The sequence below is a fragment of the Paenibacillus sp. BGI2013 genome, from assembly GCF_002843485.1.
Taxonomy (GTDB): domain Bacteria; phylum Bacillota; class Bacilli; order Paenibacillales; family Paenibacillaceae; genus Paenibacillus; species Paenibacillus amylolyticus.
This window is the reverse complement of sequence record NZ_PJFA01000003.1, coordinates 1-25,649: the sequence shown is the minus strand read 5'-3', so window position 1 is coordinate 25,649 and position 25,649 is coordinate 1. Positions and strand designations below refer to the sequence as shown.

At 43.8% G+C, this 25,649-nt stretch carries 25 protein-coding genes; 4 read left to right on the top strand and 21 right to left on the bottom strand.

Translation table 11 applies throughout. From position 1 onward, the window contains the following. Nucleotides 1-4 precede the first annotated feature (4 nt). Together CXK86_RS07500 and CXK86_RS07495 are read left to right on the top strand one after the other, a co-directional pair. Nucleotides 5-448, top strand: a complete 444-nt coding sequence (locus CXK86_RS07500; RefSeq protein ID WP_076251207.1) for a GNAT family N-acetyltransferase — start codon at nucleotides 5-7, stop codon at nucleotides 446-448. Between the two features lie 112 nt (nucleotides 449-560). Next, the gene (locus tag CXK86_RS07495; RefSeq protein WP_017687389.1) at nucleotides 561-797 is read left to right on the top strand and encodes a DUF3892 domain-containing protein; all 237 of its coding nucleotides are present in this window, start codon (nucleotides 561-563) and stop codon (nucleotides 795-797) included. Between the two features lie 77 nt (nucleotides 798-874). Here CXK86_RS07495 and CXK86_RS07490 read toward each other — a convergent pair whose 3' ends face one another. From CXK86_RS07490 to CXK86_RS07475, 4 genes are all read right to left on the bottom strand, one after another. After that, on the bottom strand, nucleotides 875-1,156 hold the full coding sequence (locus CXK86_RS07490) for a hypothetical protein (RefSeq protein WP_076250828.1): 282 nt from the start codon (nucleotides 1,154-1,156) through the stop codon (nucleotides 875-877). Further along, complete coding sequence (locus CXK86_RS07485; RefSeq protein WP_017687387.1) at nucleotides 1,140-1,361, bottom strand: hypothetical protein; 222 nt, start codon at nucleotides 1,359-1,361, stop codon at nucleotides 1,140-1,142. The genes CXK86_RS07490 and CXK86_RS07485 overlap by 17 nt, the downstream gene beginning before the upstream one ends. Before the next feature lie 146 nt (nucleotides 1,362-1,507). Beyond that, nucleotides 1,508-1,828, bottom strand: coding sequence for a DUF3889 domain-containing protein (locus CXK86_RS07480; RefSeq protein WP_076250826.1), 321 nt, complete (start codon nucleotides 1,826-1,828; stop codon nucleotides 1,508-1,510). A gap of 56 nt (nucleotides 1,829-1,884) precedes the next feature. Continuing rightward, nucleotides 1,885-2,193 (bottom strand): hypothetical protein, encoded by a 309-nt coding sequence (locus tag CXK86_RS07475; RefSeq protein ID WP_036614747.1) that lies wholly within the window; start codon nucleotides 2,191-2,193, stop codon nucleotides 1,885-1,887. Between the two features lie 261 nt (nucleotides 2,194-2,454). Here CXK86_RS07475 and CXK86_RS07470 point away from each other — a divergent pair, with 261 nt between their 5' ends. Further along, nucleotides 2,455-3,357, top strand: a complete 903-nt coding sequence (locus CXK86_RS07470) for a manganese catalase family protein (protein ID WP_036614750.1) — start codon at nucleotides 2,455-2,457, stop codon at nucleotides 3,355-3,357. Nucleotides 3,358-3,575: 218 nt separating this feature from the next. Here the strand turns inward: CXK86_RS07470 and CXK86_RS07465 are convergent, their stop codons facing one another. The 12 genes from CXK86_RS07465 to CXK86_RS07410 form a co-directional block, all read right to left on the bottom strand. Next, the gene (locus tag CXK86_RS07465; protein WP_101313578.1) at nucleotides 3,576-3,869 is read right to left on the bottom strand and encodes a DUF6809 family protein; all 294 of its coding nucleotides are present in this window, start codon (nucleotides 3,867-3,869) and stop codon (nucleotides 3,576-3,578) included. A 140-nt stretch (nucleotides 3,870-4,009) separates the two neighbouring features. Next, nucleotides 4,010-4,189, bottom strand: a complete 180-nt coding sequence (locus tag CXK86_RS07460) for a ribbon-helix-helix domain-containing protein (RefSeq protein ID WP_047843716.1) — start codon at nucleotides 4,187-4,189, stop codon at nucleotides 4,010-4,012. A gap of 686 nt (nucleotides 4,190-4,875) precedes the next feature. Next, nucleotides 4,876-5,202: a hypothetical protein gene (locus tag CXK86_RS07455; RefSeq protein WP_076250824.1), complete on the bottom strand. Its 327-nt coding sequence runs from the start codon at nucleotides 5,200-5,202 to the stop codon at nucleotides 4,876-4,878. 44 nt (nucleotides 5,203-5,246) lie between these two features. Beyond that, nucleotides 5,247-11,696 carry a polymorphic toxin-type HINT domain-containing protein gene (locus CXK86_RS07450; protein WP_076250822.1) on the bottom strand — a complete coding sequence of 2,150 codons (6,450 nt, stop codon included), beginning with the start codon at nucleotides 11,694-11,696 and terminating at the stop codon, nucleotides 5,247-5,249. Between the two features lie 54 nt (nucleotides 11,697-11,750). Beyond that, nucleotides 11,751-13,259, bottom strand: coding sequence for an RCC1 domain-containing protein (locus CXK86_RS07445; protein WP_076250820.1), 1,509 nt, complete (start codon nucleotides 13,257-13,259; stop codon nucleotides 11,751-11,753). Nucleotides 13,260-13,972: 713 nt separating this feature from the next. Beyond that, nucleotides 13,973-14,248, bottom strand: coding sequence for a DUF5071 domain-containing protein (locus tag CXK86_RS07440; RefSeq protein ID WP_083684413.1), 276 nt, complete (start codon nucleotides 14,246-14,248; stop codon nucleotides 13,973-13,975). 44 nt (nucleotides 14,249-14,292) lie between these two features. Then, complete coding sequence (locus tag CXK86_RS07435; RefSeq protein WP_076250818.1) at nucleotides 14,293-14,862, bottom strand: DUF3221 domain-containing protein; 570 nt, start codon at nucleotides 14,860-14,862, stop codon at nucleotides 14,293-14,295. 124 nt (nucleotides 14,863-14,986) lie between these two features. Beyond that, entirely contained in the window at nucleotides 14,987-15,316 is a 330-nt protein-coding gene (locus CXK86_RS07430) for a hypothetical protein (RefSeq protein WP_076250816.1), read from the bottom strand. Nucleotides 15,317-15,547: 231 nt separating this feature from the next. Continuing rightward, the gene (locus CXK86_RS07425) at nucleotides 15,548-17,263 is read right to left on the bottom strand and encodes an ABC transporter ATP-binding protein (protein WP_076250814.1); all 1,716 of its coding nucleotides are present in this window, start codon (nucleotides 17,261-17,263) and stop codon (nucleotides 15,548-15,550) included. 44 nt (nucleotides 17,264-17,307) lie between these two features. After that, the gene (locus CXK86_RS07420; protein ID WP_076250813.1) at nucleotides 17,308-18,339 is read right to left on the bottom strand and encodes a FecCD family ABC transporter permease; all 1,032 of its coding nucleotides are present in this window, start codon (nucleotides 18,337-18,339) and stop codon (nucleotides 17,308-17,310) included. 2 nt (nucleotides 18,340-18,341) lie between these two features. Then, nucleotides 18,342-19,397 (bottom strand): FecCD family ABC transporter permease, encoded by a 1,056-nt coding sequence (locus CXK86_RS07415; protein ID WP_036614761.1) that lies wholly within the window; start codon nucleotides 19,395-19,397, stop codon nucleotides 18,342-18,344. Nucleotides 19,398-19,669: 272 nt separating this feature from the next. Further along, on the bottom strand, nucleotides 19,670-20,407 hold the full coding sequence (locus CXK86_RS07410; protein ID WP_076250811.1) for a glycerophosphodiester phosphodiesterase: 738 nt from the start codon (nucleotides 20,405-20,407) through the stop codon (nucleotides 19,670-19,672). A 231-nt stretch (nucleotides 20,408-20,638) separates the two neighbouring features. On the opposite strand from CXK86_RS07410, the gene CXK86_RS07405 reads away from it, so the two are divergent. Further along, nucleotides 20,639-20,905, top strand: coding sequence for a hypothetical protein (locus tag CXK86_RS07405; RefSeq protein ID WP_036674861.1), 267 nt, complete (start codon nucleotides 20,639-20,641; stop codon nucleotides 20,903-20,905). Nucleotides 20,906-21,122: 217 nt separating this feature from the next. On the opposite strand, the gene CXK86_RS32600 is transcribed toward CXK86_RS07405, so the two are convergent. From CXK86_RS32600 to ltrA, 5 genes are all read right to left on the bottom strand, one after another. After that, on the bottom strand, nucleotides 21,123-21,251 hold the full coding sequence (locus CXK86_RS32600) for a hypothetical protein (RefSeq protein WP_255319930.1): 129 nt from the start codon (nucleotides 21,249-21,251) through the stop codon (nucleotides 21,123-21,125). A gap of 120 nt (nucleotides 21,252-21,371) precedes the next feature. Next, a complete protein-coding gene (locus tag CXK86_RS07400; protein ID WP_076250810.1) occupies nucleotides 21,372-21,956 on the bottom strand; it encodes an LOG family protein in 585 nt (194 codons plus the stop codon). Nucleotides 21,957-22,416: 460 nt separating this feature from the next. Continuing rightward, on the bottom strand, nucleotides 22,417-22,836 hold the full coding sequence (locus CXK86_RS07395; protein ID WP_017687369.1) for a hypothetical protein: 420 nt from the start codon (nucleotides 22,834-22,836) through the stop codon (nucleotides 22,417-22,419). 19 nt (nucleotides 22,837-22,855) lie between these two features. Then, on the bottom strand, nucleotides 22,856-23,524 hold the full coding sequence (gene ung / locus CXK86_RS07390; RefSeq protein WP_076250808.1) for a uracil-DNA glycosylase: 669 nt from the start codon (nucleotides 23,522-23,524) through the stop codon (nucleotides 22,856-22,858). A gap of 297 nt (nucleotides 23,525-23,821) precedes the next feature. Continuing rightward, nucleotides 23,822-25,114 (bottom strand): group II intron reverse transcriptase/maturase, encoded by a 1,293-nt coding sequence (gene ltrA / locus CXK86_RS07385; protein ID WP_076250806.1) that lies wholly within the window; start codon nucleotides 25,112-25,114, stop codon nucleotides 23,822-23,824. Nucleotides 25,115-25,649: the final 535 nt, after the last annotated feature.

Genomic DNA, 25,649 nt, shown 5'->3' with positions numbered 1-25,649 from the left:
GGAATTGGCAGCTGAGATTAGTTATGTATCGACAGAAGAACAACTGGAGCAAGCCCTGGGAATTCGCCATCACGTTTTTGTGATCGAGCAACAGGTGCCTGCCGAGATTGAGATTGATCAATATGATGTCATCAGCCCGGATGTGCATCATGTATTGTTAAGTACGGATGGCCAAGCTGTAGCCACAGGACGTCTGATCTATTACAGCAAGGATACGGCCAAAATGCAGCGGATCGCAGTGCTTGAATCTCATCGTTCATTTGGTTATGGACGTGTGCTTCTGCTCGCGATGGAGGAGCTGGCACGTGAACTCGGCTTATCCTATTCTGTACTGGATGCACAGTGTCAGGCACAGAAATTCTATGAAAAACTGGGTTATGAAGTGATTTCAGAAGAACCTTTTTATGATGCAGATATTCTGCATGTTCATATGAGAAAGAGCTTGTAAAACCTCGACGTTGGCAGCTCTTATCAGCATATGATGCATACTTCCGAGGAAATCGGATAGGCTAATCAGGTAGACAGATTCCTATCTCGTCATATAAGGAGAGTGTGACATCATGGATCAAACGACACGCGAGAGTTTCACAGCCGTACAGAAAAATGGTGACGGTGACCTGACAGCTTTTCAAACTTCAGCAGGACGTGTACTGGATTATCAGCAGGCACTTGCAGAAGTAAAAGCTGGCGCTATTGCCGGTGTGAATGTATTTAAAGGCAAGGATGGCGAAATGTACATTCGCGGAGATGCTGACGGTGACCCAACCAACAACCTGGACCAACTTCCCCATTTCTAAAATAGATGCACATGTCGTACATGTGTGACACAGTAAGCGCCGATCCGGTTATCCGGGTTGGCGTTTTCTTATTATGATTAGTAGTCCGTAAAATATTTTACGGAATCACCGGAAGGTTGGCTTTTGCGAATCGGCTGTTGTACCTGTTCCCATGCCTGTAAAATCTGTATCCCCTCGAGATTAGACCGGTTCTCCCAGGCGATGTGCCCGGTGCGTTCAAGCTCCAGCAAAGACTCATGAATGTAAGCTCTGCTTCGTCCCGTCTTGTTCTCCAGTTCATCCATACGCGGCAGCCTGCGCCGTTGTCCTGCATAGTTCACCATAATACGCAAAATCTTGCGTTCAAAGTCGTTCAGCATACTTTACCTCCCCATTCAGATCGGTAACAGGACGCCATGCCAGAATACCTTGCTCCAGAAATGTTCGGGGTGAGCCTTCTTTTCCCGCTGATGCTCTAATCATCCCGCCACGTACACTGTTAATTCGAATCTGTCGCTGCGTAATCTGCCCTGCACGATCCATGTAGACAAGCTCCACCATCTGGCCAATATATTTCCCTAGCATAATCATCCCTCCGATAAGAACGTTTGTTTGTATTTCATATTATATGCGAACATAAGTTCTTTATTCAATAGTAAAAAAAGGATTTTGTAAAATAAAAAAAACCAGACTTTCACCTTAATGATTAAGGCAGTCTGGTTCATAACGGATCAGTGCCGATCCGATTCGGAAAATTGTACTTTCTTTAATTGCTGTGTAAACGGATTAAAATCAACATTCACATAGACTGCGAATTGTTTGCCGTCTTTCGCACGAACCCATAGCTTGAACTGTTCCCGTGATTGATCTGCTGTTAGAGAGGTGCGACCGATATGCTTATAGTCCAAAATATCCACATTATACTTGGTCTGTGTTTCTTTGACCGCAATAATTCCCCACTTCGCATAATCAGGGATGGCGGCGCCTGTGCCTGATGTAATTCCGGCTAAACTCAGAACTACCGACATGACGGTAACGATGAGCATTCTCATTTCACTCACTCCTTGGGACAATATGTTTCTGTTATATTGCCCGTCCGGGTTTCATTTTACACGAATAAACGAAAGATCCAGGCCAGTGGCCGTAGGGAAAAAGGAACCACATGAACAAGTCGGTCAAACGAATCAGGAGGCTCCGTCCGGAAACTCATTCCCCAGTCACCCGAGAAAAAGTGTTGTTGTGTCTTCGGCTCCTCAGGACGATCCAACCCGTATTTCTTTTCAAGTAACTGCCGTGTTTCTTCATCCACCTGAACCTCATTCGTAACGACATATGCTGTGGCAGGCTCGCTGCTTATGTACATCTGAATCATTAGAAACATCACAATCCCAACTATTTGTATCCAACGCTTGTTCATCTCTTACTCCTTTATGGATTCATGACTCTCTTCTCTTGTACGTGAAGACTCGTTTGAATGTTTGATTATACATAAATTTGACCGTATTGGAAATAACAAATGGGAGAAGAGTTGGGGCATGCGTTATGCGATGCTTAAGTCCCATTTGGTTGATTTTTTGTTTAAAAAACCCAATAGACGTGTAATAGGCCATGACAGAGTGACTCCACGATCTGAAACCCTACACGATCTGCAATACTAATTTGAGGAGGTTACACCCGAATGTTCAAACGCTTGGATGAAATCCTGATTGAGATTCCCAATGTCGAGAAGCCAGATCCGAATGCTGCGGCAGCTATACAAGAATTACTCGGCGGCAAATTCGGAGAAATGTCAACGTTGAACAACTACCTCTATCAATCATTTAATTTTCGATCCAAAGAAAAGCTGAAGCCCTTCTATGACCTCGTCATGAGCATTACGGCCGAAGAATTGGGTCATGTTGAACTCGTGTCTCATGGCATTAACAAATGCCTCCGAGGTTCAACCGAGTACAAAGAACCCGACGATACACCGCTAGGTTCCGTGAAAGATGCTCGTCTGTCGTATCACTACCTGGCAGGTGCACAAGGCGCAATGCCTTTTGACTCTATGGGTAATCCCTGGACGGGAGCAAACGTCTTCAACAGTGGTAACCTGGTCGAGGATCTGCTGCATAACTTCTTCCTTGAATGTGGCGCTCGTACCCATAAAATGAAAGTATATGAGATGACGGATCACCCGGCAGCCCGGGAAGTGGTTGGTTTCCTGCTGGTACGTGGCGGTGTGCATGTTGTCGCATATGCAAAAGCACTTGAGATTGCAACTGGCGTAAATGTGACCAAGCTGGTTCCTATCCCTTCACTGAACAACAAAGCCTTCAACGAGGCTCGCAAATATGAAGAAAAAGGGGTACACACCAAACTGTACACCTATAGTGATAAAGATTTCAACACGATCGGCCAGATCTGGAAAGGAACCCACCCCGAAGATGGACAACCTCTTGAAGTCATCCAAGGGATACCTGAAGGATTCCCGATTCCAGAAGCTCCTGCGGTCGAGGAAGAATTTGCACCGGGCATCTCACAAGAAGACTTTAAGGAAATTGCACGTCGTCTGAAAATGGCAGGGAATATTGCGGATTAAGGAACAATTTGTTTAACAATTTCTTTCCCTATATATTGTTAACTCTATGTTTATGTGAAGCCCTCGAACACTGCTGCTGAATGCAGAGAGGATTTGAGGGCTTTGTTACAATCAATTTTTGATACCATTTTATGATGCAAAATAAGTATTTTGTATGCCGTCATTTTCTGAGAATTTAGCTGTAAAAGTAAACCGGATCTCTGCTCACATCGTTAAACTTAGTTAAACTCCAACACCGATTCCTCCCGCTGACTCATGACTTCAATTAGCATGTTGGCACCCAGACGAAAACCTTGTGCAAACGCTGCTTCCGTATGCATGCCCTCACATCTGCCACACAAGTCAAATAACTGTTCAAGCTCACGGAATTCTTCCTCGCTCAATCGATTCTTCCACTGCTCTGTCAGAGCTGCAATCTGCCGTCCTAACGCTTGGTATTCAGGATGTGTCGGCATCATCATCTCAGCCGGTCGAAGTCGTCCATTATATAATGCTTCTAATATCGAATTCATGTGCATCCTCCTGTATATCAATTCGCACCTCACTTGAATGAACGTTCTGCACATGGTAGGATATTTATGCAGTCGCTCATTTAAGTGATTGCGGGATAGGAAGCAGCGTGTTCTTCGTGGGACTCAAGCTGCTTCCTTTTTTATTTTTGGAGCTCGTCGTAAATCTTCTCAATCCCTTTGCGAACGATGTCTGATCGATTCGTATTCAGCTTCTCAGCCGAAATATCGAGCTTGTTCATAATTTCCTCGTCGACACGTATATCAATCGTTCTGCTTTTGGGTTTGTCAGATTTAGGCCGCCCCATCTTTTTGGCGGACATTGCTTCACCTCTTTTTTTGTCCTGACAACAATATATTATTGTCAGGACAAAAAGTCAATGTAATTGTAAAACATGCTTTCTTTTCTTATGGATTGCAGACTTTTAGACAGAGTTATATCATCATTTGTAGGCTTGACTAAATTCATACCTCTGAATTTAATCAGTCTGTTGACAAAAAAACAACCTTGAAAGGTATGAAGCCCTCCAAGGTTGTTAGAGTACAATTATATTGTTGTACCAACTCTTTTTCTGAATACATCCTATCTCAATCCATTTTTTCTAGGGGTCAGTTCACCCTGTCTTAGATCCCACCAATTTGATTGCTAATAATATATTATTTTTGCCCAAAAAATCAGGAGACTCATGGAAAATCATATCGTATTCTGATGTATAATTCATTGCCCTACCAAAAAGAATTGATTCTGAGAAATGTTTCTTTCTCTGAAATATCGAATAAGTTAATTAATTGTTGTACGATGTCCAAATAGTAAATTTCCGTATTCAAACAAGTAGGAAAAAGAATTTGGTGTTACAGCATTTTTTCACTCCATATTTAATATTTTCAGTCTATTCCTCCAAGATCCAATACGATAAGAATTAAGTTTTTAGATGTCGCACACGATTCGTTCGGCAATGGATAGGTAAATGAATGACCTTGAGTATTGGTGCCCTCAAGGCCAAAATTACTAAGTTTTGATGAATTTCCTTTTTTCTTTAGACCAAACTTTAATTATAACCCCATCATTCCTTACTAATTGACCATTCTCCCATTCTTTAATAATATACCTCCAAAGATTATTTTGAAGAATTTCCTCTACAGACAAATCTATCGCATGCCAATCCACTTCGATTTTTAAAACTTTTTTGGTATTAATATCCTCATAATTTTTGTACTCATTAAGGCACTCCGAACATCTAAAATGAATATTATGGCTAAGACTGTTTCTTTTAACCTCAATCCATCCTTGATTACATGCATCGCACCAATCAACCTTATGTTTATTTTTTTCCACTAGATAACATACAACTCCCTAAAATAATTAAGTGTAAAGTTATTTCATTTGGGGAACGCAGTAATTATTCGATTATCAGAAGCATTATTTACAATAATTCTGACTTTGTTTAAACTACTTCCATCGCCATATTTCCCACCTGAAATTCCTGCATTATTATAAATAACTTCATAATACCAATTCTTCTGATTAGAGTCATATTTAGCTCGAATTTTTTTATCTTTTATTTTTTCCCAAGCGCCTTCAACAATCTTTACAGCATCACCAGAAAAAACTCCATGCGATGGTTTTGTTAAGTCGTTAATTTCATGTTTTTTAACATGGGCTACTGCCTTGCTCCAATCTAAGCAACCACCAATGTTATGCACCCAAATTCCTAAACTACTTACAAAGTATGTGTGGAACTCTGCCACAGTAAAGTTATAAACCTTTACTTTTTTATCGTGCTGTACAATTTCGATATTGTCAATTTTCAGATGATTCCGGTTACTTTGTACTAGTTTATCGTTTACCTTGAGATCAACAGCAAGTACCCATCCTTTACTTTCAACCCAGAATGGATGATTATCGGTAGTTTCAATAATTTGGTTACCCACTGTCAATTTATATGTCGTATCTTTCTCATTTCGATGAAGAGCAGTAACTTCCTTATAAGCCTGTTCTCCAGTCTCTTCATCTTTGGAAAGAACCTTATCTCCGACTTCAATGTCTTCAATATTTTTCTCTCCACCGTCTATTTGTACCTTAGTTCCAGCGGTGAAACAATTACAGGCTTTAACTACTTTAGTTGTTGTTGTAGTAGCTTTATTGATGACTTTACCTTCTTTATTTGCCCATTTAACAATAAGCTTTCCGCCTTTAAAGACTTTTCCTACGGGCAGGAATCCTGCGACAGCCATGCCTCGATCAAATAAAGACGACTTCGGATCTATAAACGTCTTAAGGTCATCTAAAATAAGGAAGTTGGCCGTAGCAACGCCAGCTTTCTTAACAACTTTCCAACTGTCACCTACCCATTTCCAAACATTACCACTTGGATCTACATAGATGAGCGCATTATTACCCGCATAGACATATCCATTTTGGGTCATAGGATTCTGGAGATCACCTTCAAAGGTATCTTCCGTAATAAACCTTCCTAACGAAGGATCATACCATCTCGCTCGCAAATATTGCAATTCCGTTGTATCATCCCACAGCTCGCCCGAATAACGGAATGGGTTGTGTACTTTCTCTTCTTTGGAAACAATATTCCCCCAGAGATCATACTGATACTTGTTCAACAACTCACCATTTGCATTTCTTAATTCTGTAATATCCCCATGGCCATTCGTTTGTACATAAGCTTTGCTGCCATCAGGATACGCGATGGCTTCCAGCTTGGTTCCCCGGATATAGTTTGCCTTCAGTTCAGGCGTCCCGTTCCGGACTTCAGCTTCCGCTATAATCTGCGCGTCATCATCATAGTAATAGCGTGTAACTGCACCATTTTCCGTTCGTTCTACAAGTAAGTTATCACCATTATACTGATAACCTACCTTCTTCGCGTCTTTGGTGACCTGAGTTAGACGGTTGCGGGTATCATATTGATACTCGCTTTCACTGACATTAAGGTCTTTGTCAGACTGCATTGTCAGTCGATTTCCTTGTTTATCATAAGTGTATTGCTCATTATTCGGACTGGAAGACAGAATGCGATCCAGCTTGTCATACGTAAATGTATCCTGAGAACCTTCCTGAACACGATTAATCATATTTTTATTGTTGTCATAACTATAATTGTAGGTACTCAGTGCAGATTGATCTCGGATCTGATCCATATAGACTAGATCCAAACCATTGTAGGTTTTCCGATCGTTCACACCATTTTGAGATTGAGATTCTTTAAAGAGTCCATTCAAGTAGTAACTATACTGTGCATCGGGAGTATCTTTGGTTGTTCCCACCGATAACATACGTTGCATGGAATCATATGCAAAATACACTGTGTTACCAAAAGGACCTTTCATTTCAGTACGGTTACCATTCAAATCATAACTGAATTCTGTAGAAAGACCATCCGGATAGGTCATCCGTGCTAACTGTTCCGTCGATGGATCATATTGATACGTGGTAGTCCCCGTACGATCCGTCATGCTGGTTCGTTTACCCAGAGCATCCACCGTAAAGTTGATCGTCTCATCTGGACTTGTTTTACGAATCAAGATACCACGCACATCATAATCATACGTCAATGCATTGCCATTGCGATCGACGTGTTTCGTCAGGTTACCATTAGGACTGTAATAGCTTCTGGTCACATTTCCCGACTTGTCCAATGTCTGGATTCTGCGTCCCATCTGATCATAACGATTTTCTTTGATATTTCCATTAGCATCAATAGTTTTGGTCAGATTTCCCATCATATCATACACATATTTGGTCTGTTCACCATTAGCATTGATAACCATACGAAGTTGTCCCATCACATCATACGTAAATGAAGTAACATTACCATTACCATCGATTTGTTCCATTGTATTGCCACTGATGGTATCGTATTTATTTTTCTCCAGCGTTCGTAATCCCGTATCCTGCTGTGTCTTCTCTTCCGTTTTCAGCACTTTCCCCCACTTATCGTAGGTTTCAATCTGCATGTACCCTTCAGCATCTGTACTTGTCGCCGTTCGAGCCACATCATTATACTTCATCGTAGTGGAGGAACCGTCCGGACCTGTGGCCGAAATGACCCGGCTCCAGTTGTCATAGAAGTTACTAGTACGATTACCTAATGCATCTTCTGACCAAAAAGCTCGACCATATGGATCATATCCCGTTCGTTTGGATACAAGATAAGTACCGTTTGAGAAATATCCTTTCTCGATTTCCTGCCCCAACGAGTTCCACTTTGTCACCTGTTGTTGACCGCTCTCATCCGTAACCGTGATCGTATTTGTCATGTCATCATAACTGGCATTTAGAACCTTACCATCTGGTTGTACCACTTTAACCGTACGACCTAATGCATCCAGTTGGTATTTCGTTGTATGATTTTCTCCATCGGTAGAGGATAGCATATCACCAGTGACCGGATCATACTCTACGAAAGTACTGACTATCGTTTGTTTGCCGTCAACATCACTCACAACCATACTTTGCTTGGTTGGGAAAGCATTCTGATAACGACTATCATATTCCAACGTAGCGGACCTTTCCTGAGAGCCATCCGAAATACGCTGGGTCAGTAAATTTCCGTATGCATCATACGTATAGTCTGCTTGTTGAAGCAATTCACCACTTGTACTATCTTTTCGATTAATGATTTGCGTAATATTGCCTTCATTATTTCGCTTGATGAGTGTGTACTTCTTGTTTGTTGAATCTACCATGTCTATCATACTAGTCAACCAATGTCTTGTGTCATCGTATGTGCTTGTAACGGTACGTCCTGTTTCATCTGTCATCGATGTAATATTTCCGTAATCATCCAGTTGAACCGTTGTAGTTAATACATCCTTGGCCTGATTATCGGTTTCAGAGGTGATGGTAGGCGTAGGTGCAGCGTAACCACGTCCCTTGACCGTTTTTCCATAGGTGTACGATATCGTTTGTGTTTTTCCTTCCGCACTAACGATTGCTCGATCCAGATAAAACTGTGTTGGAGTATCGACATTGATGTAATCTTTGCGATAGTTGTATTGCGTATTGGTTAATCCGTTATTAATCGCTGTTGTAAATGTTACATCCTGTCCATAAGTCTCCCCCAGATCTGAAGTGTAACTCAATGTCTGACGGTTAAAATCCTCTGTCGAGCCATTTTCATAGGTTAACTGGTCTCTACGAGACAATACACGATACGCTTCGTTAAAAGAATCCTCACCAATATATCGTTTAACAGGGCTATTTTCATACTCGTAGAACGTTTTGGCACCTGTATTATGCTGCACGGATGTGAGCAACGCATATGGATTCAATACCGCACGTTCCGGGCTAAACCCAAGTAAGTTAAACTTAGCATCGGCCAGCTTGTATGAGTAAGTGGTTTTTCTACCCAATGGGTCGATGACGGAATCGAGCAGCTCCATGCCGTTTTTCGTTTGTTTGTTGTAGGTAACCGTGCGGTTCCCCTGAACAATTGTTACGGCTGAGGCCGTATAACTGATGCGAATCGTATTGCCTATAGCATCCTTTACTTGAGTCAACAACTTGCTGTTATATATTGTGTTGTTCTCATAATAGAATTGAACATCATTTTTCTGTCCATCTGAAATCTGAAGCAGACGTCCATCCGTAGAGAAATATTGCTTTGTTAATCCATCTGCAGATATCATGACCAGTGCAGAAGTTTCGCCATTTACAGCAGCAGACGTATCCGGATTCACCGTAATACCTTCCCAGTCGTATCCCTTTAGTGTATTGCCGACGATCTCGTATCGCCCACCATCAGCAAATACTACTTCTTTCTTATTGTTCTTCGTCTCGATGGATGGCAGTTTCCAAGACCATCCTTTACCGAGTGGATAGGTTTTATCCAGAGGATTTGGAACGGTTTTATTATAATAGGTCACATCCGTGCCATTGCCTACCTGATAAGCACGAATTTCTGCATTAGGCTTGGAAGCCATGTAGTAGTTATAGCCATCATCGACTCCGTTTTGGAACGCGGCATTGGGATAGTTATTAATTTCGTTTTTGAGATCGCTCGCTTCGGACCAATAGTCTGTGCCATCCGTCGCCTGAGTGGTCGATTCTGCCGCTCCCTCGGTAATCTCAGTTTCTACCCACGGGAGCTCATTCACGTTATATGCTTTACGTTGCTTGCCTCCGCCTCCAAGAGACACCCAGTTATCATATCGTCTGGACGAGTAAGCGCCTGGCTTGGTGACGGTGCCGGCATAGGTCTGTGAATAACTACGTGTATCCGATGCCGGAATGGTTACAGAACCATCATATTTGGCTTCCCATGTCTTGGTACACACGTAGTTTGCCACCGATTTATTCGGTGATGGACAAGCCTTCGTATTCGTTACAGACGAACGAGTCAATGTAATGGTCTGACCCTGTACTGTAGCCGTTTTAGTTTGCGGGCAAGGGCTCTCAGATCCCGTTTGTACCCAAACCCCCTTGGCATCGTATTTACCAGGAATGGAATTCACACAGGACTGAGTAGGCGCTGTAATGGTACGGGCTGGTTTATATTCACCGGAAACTACCGTTGGTCCGCCCTGCTTGTTCAATGTACCACTGAAACCTCCACTGTTGTAATCCACACTTGACGGAAGGTTACTCGTGCTCGCAGCATACTTTATGGTTTGCTCTGTGCGTGATTCAGGAGCTGTGTAGTAAACTATACGCTGACTTGCGACTTGCTTGGCCTCTGCTTCTGTCGTATACGTGCCCTTCGGCATGATTTTGGTTTCCTGAATCGAGGTTTCAGTATCTACTGTACCATCCCCGTTATTGTCTAACTGGTACCACATGCTTTCACGATACTTTACGTGGTATTTAGGAATTTTCTTTTTTCTAACCGCACTATACGTGACAAAATATTTGTAAATTGGATAATCATATGTGTTATAGCCCACATCCATATCGTAAAACTGTGCGGATGCCGAGTTATACTGTCTTTCCAAGGAAAACCCCATGCCATTGCGGCCCGGAAGCGTAGCATCCACATGCTCCAGCATCAACCCACCACTCATGTTAGAAATGGCTTCACCGTTTTCTCCCACCGTATAGGGTGCTTCATTAAACGAATTTTTGTTAAACACCGGTGCTTTCTCGGTAATATGCTTCCCAGGATCGGGCACGCTGGTTGACGCTGCTAAGGGTTGGATGACGTCAGCAGTATCTGTGCTATCTTGCTTTTCATCATCCGGTACATCACTTTGACCTTGATCTGTGGTTTCAGATTCTGGGATGTTCGTCGATCCCGTTTGCTCGTTATTATCCTGAGCTGGCTCCTCGACAGCGGGCTGCTCTGTCTCAGTTGTCCCACTCTCAGGATCTGTTACAGGCTGTTCGATTTCTTCAGAATTTTCTTCTTCCTCTTCTTCATTCTTTGACTCGCCGAGATCAGACTCCCCATAGACCTCCGCAGTCACGGCAAACGTGTCATATCGTTGCATGATGCTGGACTGATCCGCACCAACACTGACAATCGATATATCGTTGTTAAGAGAATATTCTGAATATACGTCACTTGTAACGCTTTGAGATTCATTGATTTCATTTGGATAAAGTACACTTAGTGCTTCGTCAAACCCAATCTGACTCTCTCTCATTTTAAAGAAGGCTGACAGGATCTGATTCAGATTGTATCCTTGATCCAGATAGCCCTGAATAAAGCCTTCCGTCGTACCAAATTCGTCAATCAGAATCTGAATCAATTCATTGGAATTGCCCTGTTCTTCCTCCGCATATGTAGTCGCCGGAATCCAGTTTGCGAAAAGTCCTGATAATACTGAAAATATAAGGATAATAGAAATAAATTTCTTCATTTTAGAATGTTTCAACTATGTTTCTCTCCATTCAAATGTAAATAAGCTACAACTAATTAGCTAATGAGACTACGGATTTACTACAGTCGTTTTTTTCAAATTCCCATTTTTATCGTATTCATAACTAATCTTCTTGCCAGATCCGAAAAGGATGCCAGTAAGTTGTCCTGCAGAATTATAACTGTAAGAATACTTTTCAATTCCTCTCTTCTTTACACTATTGCTTGCTTCGGATTCATTTCCTAATATGCCTTTTGTAGTGACAAAGAGATTATATTCTTTAGTAGGATCGATATTATTAATAGTGATGATTTTATCTTTGGTAGTTTCAATAATCTGATTATTCAGATAAATATTATATTTATTCCAATCATTACTACGTTCTTTAGTCTGATCCCAAGACAATTGAACAGAATTGACACTTGTAACTTTAAGTTTTAGATCTGTAGGCTTTTCGATTGGCAAAACTTCACTCGGCTGATCATCAATAGATATACGTTTGGGACTGGTTATTGAGCCAAGCATGTGAAAACTTCCCCAAATGTACACGTCAGAGGAATCACTCACAGCACCACTCATTCTGTCTCCAGCATCAATGCTGTATATATCCGTTAACCCAGGCACTGGTTCAGGAGATGTGCGTTCAACGTTCGTACCATCTCCAAGTTGTCCACCCGAATTTTTCCCCCATGCGAGCACTGTACCATCATCTTTCAAAGCAAGTGCATGATCTTTCCCTAATGCAAGCTGTTTGACTGATTTGATACCTTGGTCTAATACTGGTTCACCATAAACTGATGATTTTACTTTAGAAGGATAATCTTTTCCCCACCACCAAACAGAGTTATTTTCATCAATAGCCGCACCGTAAACAAATGTATTACCCTTACTTTGATATATGTGTTTTATCTTTACAGGTATATTGATTCGTGTAGGAACCAAAGACTTATCCCCGTTTGTACCAAGTTGATAATTACCATTACTCCCCCATCCCCATACTGAACCATCCCTTTTAAGTGCATATACTGTGCCGGATGTGGGGCTGCTTGCGATTTCTATAACTTCTTCCAAGTTTGGAATTAACGTTGGTTCAGAACGATCATTGCTATCGCCTATTCCTAACTGTCCAACATAATTTCCTCCCCATGTCCAAACTCTTCCTTCTTCAGTTAGAACTACACAATAATTTATTCCTGTCGCAAGAGTTTTAACCTTCTTAACAGAATCGAAGATTACTGTTGGAAAATAACCGTTCCAACGAAATATAGCTCCTTCTTGCGTAACTCCATAGCTGTGTAAATTTGCTGAAATACTAACTATATTTTTAGCAGAAGGTATGACCCTTAGTTCCCCCTTATTCCCACTTCCACTCCATCCAAGTCCTCCATATGGATTAAAGCCTGCCGCCCATACCGAGCCGTCCCTTCCTAAAACATGATAACTCTGGAACCCGATATAAATTTGATTAATTTGATTTGTAACTTCTTTTTTTTCATTTGCTTCTACTCTTTCAGAAAAACATATTCCTAGAATAAAACTTAAAGTAATTAATAAGGTTAATAGTTTTTTACTTTTCATTTCTCGAATAATCCATCCTTAAATTGTATTTTTATTCATTCTAAGTTTCAAGAACATACACTCTACATATAATAAGCTTCACTCCACCCCTATGACATCTACTGAATAGCTTTATTATTATCATCTATTCAACACTTTAAGGAAATAGGTTTATTTTGTAATATTGTGTCCTATTTTGTCGAATAAAAACCTGATATATTATATAAAAGTTTTAATATGTATAATCTTCTAGTCAACTGAGAGTTTATTGTATAAGCACATATTACTAAAAGAACAAAAAATAATTCACTTAGATACAGCGATTGTAGAAACAAGAAAAAAACACCCATACAAGTCATTTAACATTTATCAATTATTTATAGTAATTAGTAGATTAAGAGAAAAAGATTCCTTATACAGGAGTATACTAGTAAAAAAACATAGAACTACAACCTTTACTATATAAGCCTATTTTATGGTATTATATATTATTCAATAACAATCTATCCCCCTTGCTTTTTTATCAAATTATAGATCTACATGTCTACCATCCTCAGCTCTTTCTCATCAAATCAAGCAGCAGTTTCTATGTATCCAAACTCCCATTTCCTCTTACCTCTCGTTGGTATCCTTCATCTTTTCCAAAAGTTCCATTATAACCTCATCCAACCCCTCTAGTATCTCATCATGTGTAGGAGACTCCAGTATTCTTACCAAATCCGACCGTAACATACTTAGATGAAATACAGACAATCGATCAATCCTACCAAAATGAAATATTCCCACTGTGGATCTTGGGTTTGTAATACATCCTTAATATGAGGAACTAAGTCCTCCCCCAGTCTCAATAGTAGATCCTCTATCGGTTTAGAGATAGGCCAATTCCCGTCTTGTAACCACTCCATCAGCTCTGGGATGATAACTTTCAACTCTTCATTTCTAAATTCATTTAACTTGTTAACCGCTTCAAAGTCATGTTTGTCGCGGGGAAGACACGCCCTAATATCCATTTAGACTTCCTCATCTCTATGTGCAAAATCATATACTCCCTCTGTTATTCTACTGGCTCTACATCCTCTACTCTGATCTCAATCTCATCTTGATTCTTCGTCGTTGACATCGCATCTCTCATGCGAATCGTCCACATTCCTGCATCCTGATAAAAGTGTACATCTTCAATCACAGGAACACGTAATTTTTCTCCATCTGGTGAGTATAGCCCACCCCGAATTGCGTCCTCCTCACTTAGATGAGCACCATCTGGAGTATTTGGACAAGATACCGCTATCGTTTCTGCTCTGGCCTCCCCAGAATAGGGTTGATTTTCCGGGCCTCCATCCGTCCAGACTTCAACATAGGAGCCGATCTGCGGATCAGGCGCATTGGAGAACCATTTTGCCGGATAATACCGATTTCCTCCTCCGTTCGCACTGAAATCTTCATATGCAGGATCAACCACAAGAATGGAATTGTCTTTGCGTTCAACCACATAACCAGTGAAACCATCTTCACTTGGTGCATTCGCTTGAGTCTGCACAGAGTTGCACTCGATATGTCCTGAACATCCCGTAAGGCATACGATTAGGATTGAGAGCAATATGAGGACTCGACGAAGATTGGACATATCTAAATCCCCCTTAATAACACCTCTTTCTAAATTTAACGTTCCATATCAGTTTATTGTTACAAATACAGCTGTCAGCTCACCCTTAACTTCCTGACGGGCTCAACACGATCAACCCAAATATTCACTTCTTTATATCCCTTTTGTACACGTACCTTCCCCATACCACCAACGCCGCACACAACAAGATCACACAATAAGCCCATACAAAAAACATGGCAAGCCCCAACCCGATGTTGGCATCCAGGCTCTTATCAAAGATCTCTGTGTATAGCGAAAAACCGAGTGGCACGGCGCCAACAACAAAAAGTCCAATGGACCATCCACCCCAGCGTTGTAAACCGGACCCCGCACGAGTACTGGAAAGTTTGCGAATCCCTTGAGTCAGTAGCCACCAAATCAGAATAAATAATAGACAGGTTATAAGAATTTTCAGCATATCGTTCAACTGCATATCGTGTACCTCCTATATCTTGCAAGATGATGAACATATCTTACACGTTAAGTGTTCTCTTTACTATATTACCCGTTTCCACATCCATGATCACAGGCAGATATGAGCACAGTACCCCTGACCCACAATTGATTATGAAAAAGAAAAAAACGCCAACGTCCTGACTCCTTCCAAGTCAAGAACGATGGCGTTACTTCTCGTATTTACATTGTTACATCCACATCGAATAGGTTACGCGCCAAACTGCGCATAGTGAAGGCGGCTGTACACCCCACCTGCTGCGAGTAATTCTTCATGGCGTCCCTGCTCCGTAATGCCTTGTTCAGCAACGACAATAATGCGGTCTGCATTTTTGATCGTAGCCAATCGGTGAGCAATAACCAGTGTGGTCCGGCCCTCGGACAGCTCAGCAAGGGATTGCTGAATCGCCGCTTCCGTTTCTGTATCCAGAGCAGATGTTGCTTCGTCCAGGATCAGAATTGGCGGGTTTTTCAGGAACATACGGGCAATCGATAAGCGCTGTTTCTGTCCACCGGACAGCTTCACGCCGCGTTCACCAATTAACGTATCCAATCCTTCCGGCATCGATTGAATCAAAGGTTCCATCTGTGCACGTCTGGCAGCCATCCAAATTTCTTCTTCAGATGCATCCAGCTTGCCGTAGGCAATGTTCTCCCGAATGCTTCCATCGAAGAGGAACACGTCCTGTTGTACAATTCCGATATGACTACGCAAGGAGTCCAGTGTCATATCCTGTATCTCCTGCCCATCGATCGTGATGCGACCTTCCAGCACATCATAGAATCGTGGCAGCAGACTGCACAACGTTGTTTTTCCTGCACCCGATGGACCGACAAGCGCTACGGTTTCACCTGCACGTACGTTTAGATCAATACCTTTGAGCACAGGCTCCTGATCTGAATAACCAAAGGTGACTTGCTCATAACGAATATCTCCACGCAAATGGGATACCGTAACGGCTCCTGGACGATCTTCCACATCCGGTTCCATATCAAGCAGCTCCGTATAACGTTTAAAGCCTGCAATCCCTTTTGGATACGTCTCAATAACCGAGTTGATCTTCTGGATCGGTGTCAGGAACACATTGGACAACATAATAAATGCAATGAACTGACCGTAGGTCATACTGCCTTGAATGACAAACCACGTTCCGCATACCAGGACAAAGAGGGATACCAGCTTCATCAGCATATAACTGACAGAGGAGTTCCAGGCCATGATTTTGTATGCGATTAGTTTGGTCTGACGGAAACGACCGTTGTTCACAGCGAATTGTGCTTTTTCATGCTCTTCATTAGCAAAAGCCTGAACAACACGGATACCTGTGATATTGTTCTCTACACGAGCGTTGAAGTCCGCGATATCTCCAAACATTCGGCTGAATGCCTTGGACATTTTGCTACCAAAGTAGAGCGACAGATAAATAATCAGTGGAACGATGATAAAGGTTAAAACTGCCAGATTCCCGTTAATGCTCATCATGATGCTGAATGCACCAATTAGCGTCATGACCGCGATAAATACATCCTCCGGACCATGATGGGCAATCTCACCGATATCCATCAGATCGTTAGTCATACGGGACACGAGGTGTCCTGTTTTTGTATTATCGAAGAAACGGAACGATAACTTCTGCACATGATTAAACAGACTTTTACGCATATCCGTCTCGATGTTAATACCTAGCTTGTGTCCCCAATAGGTGACCACGAAGTTCAAAAATGAATTCAATAAGTAGATGCCCAGCAATGCCAGACACGCCCATAGAATCCAGTCCCAGCGGCCGCCTGGCAGCAGATCGTCGACTACCCGGTTGACTGCCAGTGGAAATGCCAGCTCCAGCAGGGCGACTAAAATCGCACAACTGAAGTCAAGAATAAAGAGCTTTTTGTAAGGCCTATAATAGGCAAAGAAACGGCGAAGCATGGACTGAAGTCCTCCTTATGCAATCACACAATGATGATTACGTTTTATTTCGTCTTGCTTAAGAGGTACAGGAAGTATGGTGCACCAATAATGGCAACTAGGATCCCCGCAGGAATCTCCGAAGGCTGCAGGATGACACGACCCAGCGTATCTGCAACCAGTACAAGCAATGAACCGATCAGTGCAGATGCGGGTAACAGGAATTGATGTTTTGGACCCACCAGACGACGTGCCAAATGCGGTCCGATCAGACCTACAAAACCGATCCCCCCACTCACAGATACACATGAGCCGGCAAGTCCTACAGCAGCCGCAAGCAAAATCAGTCGCTCACGCTCAACCGGAGTCCCGAGTCCACTCGCAGTCTGGTCCCCCAGATTCAGTACGTTCAATACACGTGCCTTATACAGGACAAGCGGGACAAGAATGATCAGAAACGGCAGTAATGCCGTTACAAATTTCCAGTTCGAACCCCAGATGCTGCCTGCCATCCAGGTAGCTACAAATTGATACTTTTCCGGACTAAGCCTTAACGTAAGCACGATCATGGCAGAACTGATTCCCGCTGCTACCCCGATCCCTGTAAGCAACATACGAGTAGGCATAATGCCCTCTCCTTTTTTGTAAGAGAGAATGTAGATCAGAAATGCAGCAAAACCGGAACCGATCAGGGCCAGAATTGGCAAAAGAAATACCGGCGCTGCTGTCGTTGTCGGGAAAAAGGAAACAAATAACATGACGACCAGACCAGCACCTGCATTAATCCCGAGGATCCCCGGATCTGCCAACGCATTCCGAGATACTCCCTGCAAAATACAACCAGATAACGCAAGTCCGGCCCCGACCAGCACCGAAATCACAATACGTGGCAGACGGAATTCAAACAGGATCAATTCCTGTTTCGCCGTGCCTCCACCAAACAGGGTTCGCAACACCTCAAGCGGCGAAAGCTTGGTAAAACCTGTGTTCATGCTCACCACAAAAGCCGTAATAATTAATAGGGCAAGCACAATGAGGACAATCGTACTCTTGGTTCTCTTCTTGCGCTCTGCTCCAACTATTGTTGAGGATTCCATCGTTACAGAGTCCTCCTTTCTTTACGCGCCAGATACAGGAAGAATGGTACCCCGATGAGGGCAACCAATGCGCCAATTGGCGTCTCGTACGGCGGGTTAATCATACGTGCAGCCAGATCCGCAAATACAAGCAGCAAACTGCCCATCACAGCGGAACATGGAATAATCCAGCGATAATCGACCCCAACCAGCTTCCGCGTGAGATGGGGAATAATGAGTCCAACAAAACCGACCGCACCCACCACGGATACAGCCGTACCCGCGAGAATCAGTACAACAATCAGGCCTATGAGCTTGATCAGCCCAGTACGTTGCCCCAAGCCCACCGCAATATCTTCTCCGAGACTAAGCAGAGTAATGGAACGGGAGATGAGAAGACCTGCGATCAGTGCCGCGAGTACCCATGGGAACATGACCTCAAGTTGAGACCACTTCGTTCCGGCTACACCACCCGCTGTCCAGAAAGCCAGATCTTGTCCAATCCTGAAATATAATGCAATCCCTTCACTGAGTGCCGACAACATCGCTGATACAGCCGCACCTGCAAGCACAAGGCGTAGTGGTGTAAGACCCGATTTGGAAGCTGCACCAAAACCATACACCAACAGGACACCAAGCCCTGCTCCAAGGAAGGAATACATGATGATATACATAAATGGCAAGCCAGGGAAGAAGGCAAAACAAACTGCAAGTGCAAATCCAGCTCCTGCATTTAACCCAAGCAGACCTGAATCGGCCAGCGGGTTACGAGTCATGCCCTGCATGATCGCACCAGCTACAGCGAAACATGCACCTACCATTGCTCCTCCAAGGATACGTGGTAATCGAATCTCCCATATGATCTGATGTGGAGTCAACTCAGGATTGAAATCAAAGATAGCCTTCCAGACTACACTAAGCTTAATATCAGCAGCGCCAAAAGAAATGGACAACGCCATACCCAGAGCGAGTAGCAAAACTCCCCCTGTAAGAATAAGTGTGGCCGCCCACGGACGAGTGTGTATCTTCGCTGTGGGTGAATCCGGATTATGTTTTTCTGGTGAAGCTTGTGAACTCATACGCGCCCACCCTCGTTATGAGTGGAGCTGCTCAAACCTATGTACATAACAATCACCTCTCTATAAATACCAAACTTTAATGATATTGATTCTCATTCCCATAGACCATTGTAAGTGAATCCACCGGCTCTGGCAATGGACAAATAGGACATGTTTATTGCATATATGAATATTTGCACACAATTTCACACGCAAAAAGGCTGCGCAAGAGCCAAAAAGCTCGAACACAGCCTTATCATTGCATATGTAGAACATGTAAAATACAGACTCGTTTAACGGGCATGTACCGTAAGTAAGGATGCCAGGACATCCGGAACATCGGTAATTATCCCTTGCACACCCATATCAATCATGGCCTGCATCTCGGCAGGATCATTCACCGTAAATGGATAGGTAACAACGCCATGTGCCAGTGCAGCAGCAACATCTTCTTGTGTGACTGCCAGCTTGTAGGGATGAAGGCCGGTAGCTTCGAGTTTGGCGGCATAATCATAGGGACGATATAACTTTTCCATATATAGAAGTGCTGTACGAATCTCCGGGGCAAGACGTTTACATCTCACGAGCGAAGCATGATTGAAGCTCGACAGCACAACCTGTTGCTCCAGATTCCAATCCCGGATCGCCTGTATGACCTTCTCTTCCATCCCTTTATAACTCACAATACCATTTTTCAATTCCAGATTAAGCAGTGTTCCTTTCCCCTGTACCAGCTTGAATAATTCCTCCAGAGAAGGAATACGTTCCCCGGTAAAATCAGCATGGAACCAGGACCCCGCATCCCGTGTGCGCAATTGATCGTAAGTCGTATCCTTAACCCAGCCTTCTGCGCCGCCAGTTCGGCTTAACGTCTCATCATGAATCAGTACCAGTCTGCCATCACTCGTCATCTGCACATCGGTTTCAATGCCTGTTGCTCCAAGCTCCAGACTCCGTTCAAAAGCGCTCATCGTATTCTCCGGGCATACGGCAGATGCACCGCGATGGGCAATAATCTCCATGTTCCTCATTCCAGCGCCTCCTGTGTTCAAGCTTCACTCTATGATCCTTACTATAAACACCGTTTGTTAGACCTGTATTAACAGAGCGTATAATGGGTTACCTGCTTCGCTGATACTAGCGAACGGGTTCAACATCTAACGGGCTGGGGATTCACTCATTTTTGCGAACTCAATCTGAAAATCGACATAACATAGTATGAACGATGGAAGCACTGAACTCCGTTATAAGGAGGTTGACTATTGAATCCCTCAAAGAAAAAATCGATACCTACGCGTCCTCACACATCCCAGTTACAGTCGGCTTCCAGGCTTTCCAGAACATCTGTCCATATCAAAAACAAATCCGGTAAGACGGCTAATCAGCGTTCTCTTAACTCCAGTTCACCCAACACACTGGATCAGCTGGCTATTGTTGCAGCAATACTCTCCTTAATTGCAGCCGCCATCGGGCTATATATCGCCTGGAAATCGTTAAGTAATCCGGATCAAACTGCTGTTGTGGTGTAAGCTGCTTGTTGTGCAGCTAATGGCTCAGGAGGCTCTCTCCTGCTTCTGACCTTATTCAGGGGCAGGTTTTTGCTTTTTCAATTACTTAACGTATGCTGGAAACGTCAAAAAACCGTTCCCCTGAAACGCCGGGATATACCGGCGTCTCTTTGGAAAGGTCATTTTTTATTCGGGCGCTGCCTCTGCAGCATGATCCCCGTCCCGGGATTTGACCGAATTACAGAATGAATGTGCGAGAGATAATAACTAACAGAATGAACAATACCAGAATTGCACCTGTTGATGTCCATGCTCCACCACCGAAGCCTCCGCAATATCCGTAACCTGTACCTTTGAGTTCGCTCATCAGTGACACTCCCCTCTTCATCGAAGTACACTATAGACTATGTCCGATAGCGCAACTTGCTTGGGCAGATCGAAAATTCTCCCGAGGAACGAGTAGGTTCAGGCCCGTCTTCTTATGCACTCATTTCCCGTTGAGTTGTGACCACTTCTGAGTCAGCTCTGCAGGAATATAGGATGACATTTGTTTGATCAGTTCAGCCGGATCAGCTTCCAGACTCCATAGACTGAGATGGGAAGTATTGGAAAACCCTTCCTGTACGCTGTGTTCTACCATCTTCATCAGCGGTCCATAATACCCGTTGACATTCAATAAACCGACAGGCTTACGATGAATACCGATCTGTGCCCAGCACAGCACCTCGAATAGTTCTTCAAATGTACCCATACCTCCGGGAAGTGCAATGAATCCATCGGATAATTCAGCCATCGTAGCCTTCCGTTCATGCATGGTTCCCACTTCAATCAGTTGTGTGAGCCCTCCATGAACAACCTCGCCCCGGAACAATCCAGTAGGCATAACCCCGATTACCTCTCCCCCTTGCTCAAGAGCAGCATCGGCTACTGCACCCATCAAGCCCATGCAAGAACCACCATAGACCAGTGCATAACCACTATCAGCAATCTGTTTGCCCAGTTGAATAGCCTTCTCTGTATAATCGGGGTGATTTCCCGGATTGGAGCCTGCAAAAACAGCTATACGTTTCATTGGGTTTCACTCCTTCTCATGATCTTTTTAGATTGAACTAAAGAATATTTACACGTGCCACTTCGATGACAGAACAACCTTCCGATCGCTGTTATCCCCAGATTTTTTGATTCAATTTTACAAAGGTGAAAATCTTGGGATAGCGTATGCTTCCGATGTAGCTTTCTTTCAGAAAGCTTTTAGGCGAACGCTTCGCTTCTTCAGGTTATTTCTGCCCTCTACGTTCTCGTGTAAATGTTTAGTTCAATTTTCTATTTTAATAGTATACAACATGAATGTTATGGGTATGTACAACAGGTTAACAGAACCAATGGGCAAAAAAATACCCGACCGTTTGCAGCCGGTCGGGCTCCCATATCAATACACATCAATTTAGAAGGGGTTGTTATTACCTAATATACAGACCGAACATTAAATCCATATGATCTTTGCATGAAATGAATATTAAATCTTCGTATAACTAACGTATCCCACGGCGTGAACGTACGACAAACATATGCTTGTCTTTACGAAGAACCCGACCATCTGCAAGTTCAACCTGATCCTCGTCATGACGCAGAATCGTCGTGGATAACGCTACAATTTTGGCCCGGCGCCAGATCATCACCTGCGACTTGAAATAGATCGCATTTTCGAACTGAATCGCCTTTTTCATCACATATCCAACCTTGTGCACTTCAGAACGTGCTTTCTTTAAGGGAAGACTCTCTTCGGGAAGAGGTCTGATCATTGCGATATTGTCAAACGATACCTTAATCCGTTTCGGTCCGATCCGCACACATTCCGCTTCTTCATCCCACTCAACCAGCGTTCCCTTCAATGGCTCCCGTATGCCTGTTGCACGATATACCGCTACTTTTCGTCCTATCCAATGTCGCAATGTTCTCACCTCCATCTGTCTAGTTTTCAGGTATCTTCCAATCGATCGGTTCAATACCTTTGGAGGTCAAGAAGTCATTGGCTTTGGAAAAGGGACGACTGCCGAGGAATCCACGATGCGCAGCCAGCGGACTGGGATGTGTAGACTCCAGTACCAGGTGCTTGTCCCTGTTAATAAATGTACCTTTCTTCTGGGCATGGCTCCCCCACAGCATATATACCATCGGCTCTGAACGTTCATTCAACGCACGAATGACAGCATCCGTAAATGTCTGCCACCCTAGTGCCTGATGGGAGTTCGGCTGACCTTCACGAACCGTCAGAACAGCATTTAATAGCAGGACTCCCTGCTGTGCCCAATGAACGAGAGATCCATGATTCGGAATTGGTAGGTCCAGATCGGCATGAAGTTCCTTATATATATTTTTCAGAGAAGGCGGTACACGTACCCCCGGTCTAACCGAAAAACTTAATCCATGAGCCTGTCCCGCTCCGTGATAAGGATCCTGACCAATAATAACGGCCTTAACCTGATGATATGGCGTCAGCTTCAGTGCGGAGAACAGGTCTTCTTTGGGCGGAAAGACCGTCTGCGTTTTGTACTCGGCGGCGAGAGTGTAACGAATCTTGTTAAAATAGTCGGCTTCCGTCTCTTCCTGAAGCACCTTGTCCCAATCGTTTCCAAACATATGTATAGGCTCCTTTCCCCTGATGAGTGCAGTTTCGTTCAGCCCAACTACTGAGCTCTTCCTTCTGAGAGCCGCATGTCATGCAACTCATAGACTATCCACCATTTTAACATAACCGGGGACAGCAGACCAGAATTGCACATCAAGGTGTACGTTCGCCTCGAAATAAATCGTATTCTTGCTACAATCAGTATACTAGAGTAAAAGGCTGGCAAAACCCAGCCTCTCCTCATCAAACCGTACGTGAGGTTTTCCCTCATACGGCTTTCCGATGTTTGTCATTCATGGGCGTGCAGATTACAATAGCGTTTTTAATTCATATTGACTGGCGATGTACTTCACCTCGGCTATTGAACCGATCCATTTTCTGCGTTGTCTTTTCTTCGCGTACCACCGGGTTAACCGTTGCAACATATACCAGTCCAGCTTCGCTAATCTCTTTTGGCTGTAGCTCGTGTAGTAATAATTTCTCCACCCTTGAATCTTCGGATTGAGCCATTTCACCTGTTCCTCAAATGATCTGGATCGCATACTCGGTGGGGATAATCGCTCTTTAATGACTCCACGAATACGTTCTTCCGCCTTTTTGGTTAGCCATTGCTGCGTGGTGTAATATACCTTCCCTTGCGACGTTTCTGCTTTCGTTTTGCGGTGGTGCATTCCTAGAAAGTCGAATCCTTCGGCTCCTGTCCATAGACCGACAATCCGGGTTTTGGTCGGGTGTAACATGAGCTCCAGACGTTCCATGATTCTGCGTATAAGTTCAAATGCATGTTCCGCATCCTTTTTGGTTTTACAGACCACGACAAAGTCGTCTGCATACCTTGTCAGGTCTCCCAACCCACTTCCGTGTTTCTCCCATAGCCGGTCAAAGTAGTTCAGATAGATATTCGCTAGAAGCGGTGAAATCACGCCACCTTGCGGTGTTCCTAAATCGGATCGCCTCACCTTTCCTTCTTCCATCACTCCCGCCTGAAGCCACTTCCGTATTAATTTCAAGATTCGCCTGTCATTGATACGCATTTCTACCAGTTTCATGAGCTTCTCTTGATTTATATTGTCGAAGTAGCCTTGGATATCGACGTCGACTACCCAATTTCCTTTGCGGTTGCAGGCTTTCCGAATTCGCTCTAGCGCTCCTTTCGCACTTCGTTTCGGACGAAATCCGAAGGATACTTCCTCGAAATCTGCTTCAAAGATCGGTTCAATCACGAGTTTGGTTGCCATTTGTATGACTCGGTCGCGCACGGTGGGGATGCCTAACGGCCTTTGCTTCCCATCTTTCTTCGGGATATAGTGCCGCCTTACAGCCTGCGGATGATATTTGCCTTCTTTCAGTTCTCGCTCACATTCCGCAAGGAAGCGTGTCTCTCCTTGTTCCTCAATATGTGCGAACGTCACCTCATCTACTCCCGCAGCTCCCTTGTTCGCTTTCACCCGTTTCCAGGCTTCACACAGCACATCCCTGCGATAGACTTTGTCGTACAAAGCATGAAATTTACGCTTCTTGTTCTCCTTGGCCGCATGACCTAGCTTTTCTTGGAGTTCTTGAACTTTTTCCTTTGGTGTTGTTAGCCGGTTGGCATTCACTCACTCGTACCTCCTTCAAAAGCATAAACAAAGCAGGGCTCCTTTCCTCCCCAAGGTTATGTTGTCCTCAGGTTCTTCGGTACTATGAGCCCCTCGGACTCCCTTCCCACAAACGGTTCATTTCATCTTCTGGATTTATAGAGCGTCTCTTTACGGGGTTAAAAAAAAAAAAAAATCCCGTGTGGGGGAGGGTCTCCCCAGTTCACTGCATCCTCTTTCAGACCATGCCGTTCCCTTTACGCCGGAGGATTCTTCGCTGTCGCTCCAAGTTCCAAACAGCTTCCTTGGCCTTCGTCGATATGAGCGCGACTCGGCTTCCTCTTGTCCCTCTTGCGAGGCCTTTTTGACGACGCGGCAGAATTCACTTGATGTTACGGCCTGGCGTGTCGCTCGCCCTGTCTCTGACAGGTACTTTTGTCGATACGCTTTTACGCACAGATTTCGCCATACGCAAGTATCCTAGCTACGCAGGGGCTTGGCCCCTCCTGCGACCGGACTTTCACCGGCTAGAAGATGCGTGCTTTTCTGGGCACGC

Excerpts from the sequence above, each read along its gene's own strand:
- CXK86_RS07495 (WP_017687389.1), top strand. The coding sequence starts at position 561 with ATGGATCAAACGACACGCGAGAGTTTCACAGCCGTACAGAAAAATGGT.
- CXK86_RS07490 (WP_076250828.1), bottom strand. The coding sequence starts at position 1,156 with ATGCTGAACGACTTTGAACGCAAGATTTTGCGTATTATGGTGAACTAT.
- CXK86_RS07485 (WP_017687387.1), bottom strand. The coding sequence starts at position 1,361 with ATGCTAGGGAAATATATTGGCCAGATGGTGGAGCTTGTCTACATGGAT.
- CXK86_RS07480 (WP_076250826.1), bottom strand. The coding sequence starts at position 1,828 with ATGAGAATGCTCATCGTTACCGTCATGTCGGTAGTTCTGAGTTTAGCC.
- CXK86_RS07475 (WP_036614747.1), bottom strand. The coding sequence starts at position 2,193 with ATGAACAAGCGTTGGATACAAATAGTTGGGATTGTGATGTTTCTAATG.
- CXK86_RS07470 (WP_036614750.1), top strand. The coding sequence starts at position 2,455 with ATGTTCAAACGCTTGGATGAAATCCTGATTGAGATTCCCAATGTCGAG.
- CXK86_RS07465 (WP_101313578.1), bottom strand. The coding sequence starts at position 3,869 with ATGAATTCGATATTAGAAGCATTATATAATGGACGACTTCGACCGGCT.
- CXK86_RS07460 (WP_047843716.1), bottom strand. The coding sequence starts at position 4,189 with ATGTCCGCCAAAAAGATGGGGCGGCCTAAATCTGACAAACCCAAAAGC.
- CXK86_RS07445 (WP_076250820.1), bottom strand. The coding sequence starts at position 13,259 with ATGAAAAGTAAAAAACTATTAACCTTATTAATTACTTTAAGTTTTATT.
- CXK86_RS07440 (WP_083684413.1), bottom strand. The coding sequence starts at position 14,248 with ATGGATATTAGGGCGTGTCTTCCCCGCGACAAACATGACTTTGAAGCG.
- CXK86_RS07435 (WP_076250818.1), bottom strand. The coding sequence starts at position 14,862 with ATGTCCAATCTTCGTCGAGTCCTCATATTGCTCTCAATCCTAATCGTA.
- CXK86_RS07430 (WP_076250816.1), bottom strand. The coding sequence starts at position 15,316 with ATGCAGTTGAACGATATGCTGAAAATTCTTATAACCTGTCTATTATTT.
- CXK86_RS07425 (WP_076250814.1), bottom strand. The coding sequence starts at position 17,263 with ATGCTTCGCCGTTTCTTTGCCTATTATAGGCCTTACAAAAAGCTCTTT.
- CXK86_RS07420 (WP_076250813.1), bottom strand. The coding sequence starts at position 18,339 with ATGGAATCCTCAACAATAGTTGGAGCAGAGCGCAAGAAGAGAACCAAG.
- CXK86_RS07415 (WP_036614761.1), bottom strand. The coding sequence starts at position 19,397 with ATGAGTTCACAAGCTTCACCAGAAAAACATAATCCGGATTCACCCACA.
- CXK86_RS07410 (WP_076250811.1), bottom strand. The coding sequence starts at position 20,407 with ATGAGGAACATGGAGATTATTGCCCATCGCGGTGCATCTGCCGTATGC.
- CXK86_RS32600 (WP_255319930.1), bottom strand. The coding sequence starts at position 21,251 with ATGAGCGAACTCAAAGGTACAGGTTACGGATATTGCGGAGGCTTCGGT.
- CXK86_RS07400 (WP_076250810.1), bottom strand. The coding sequence starts at position 21,956 with ATGAAACGTATAGCTGTTTTTGCAGGCTCCAATCCGGGAAATCACCCC.
- ung (WP_076250808.1), bottom strand. The coding sequence starts at position 23,524 with ATGTTTGGAAACGATTGGGACAAGGTGCTTCAGGAAGAGACGGAAGCC.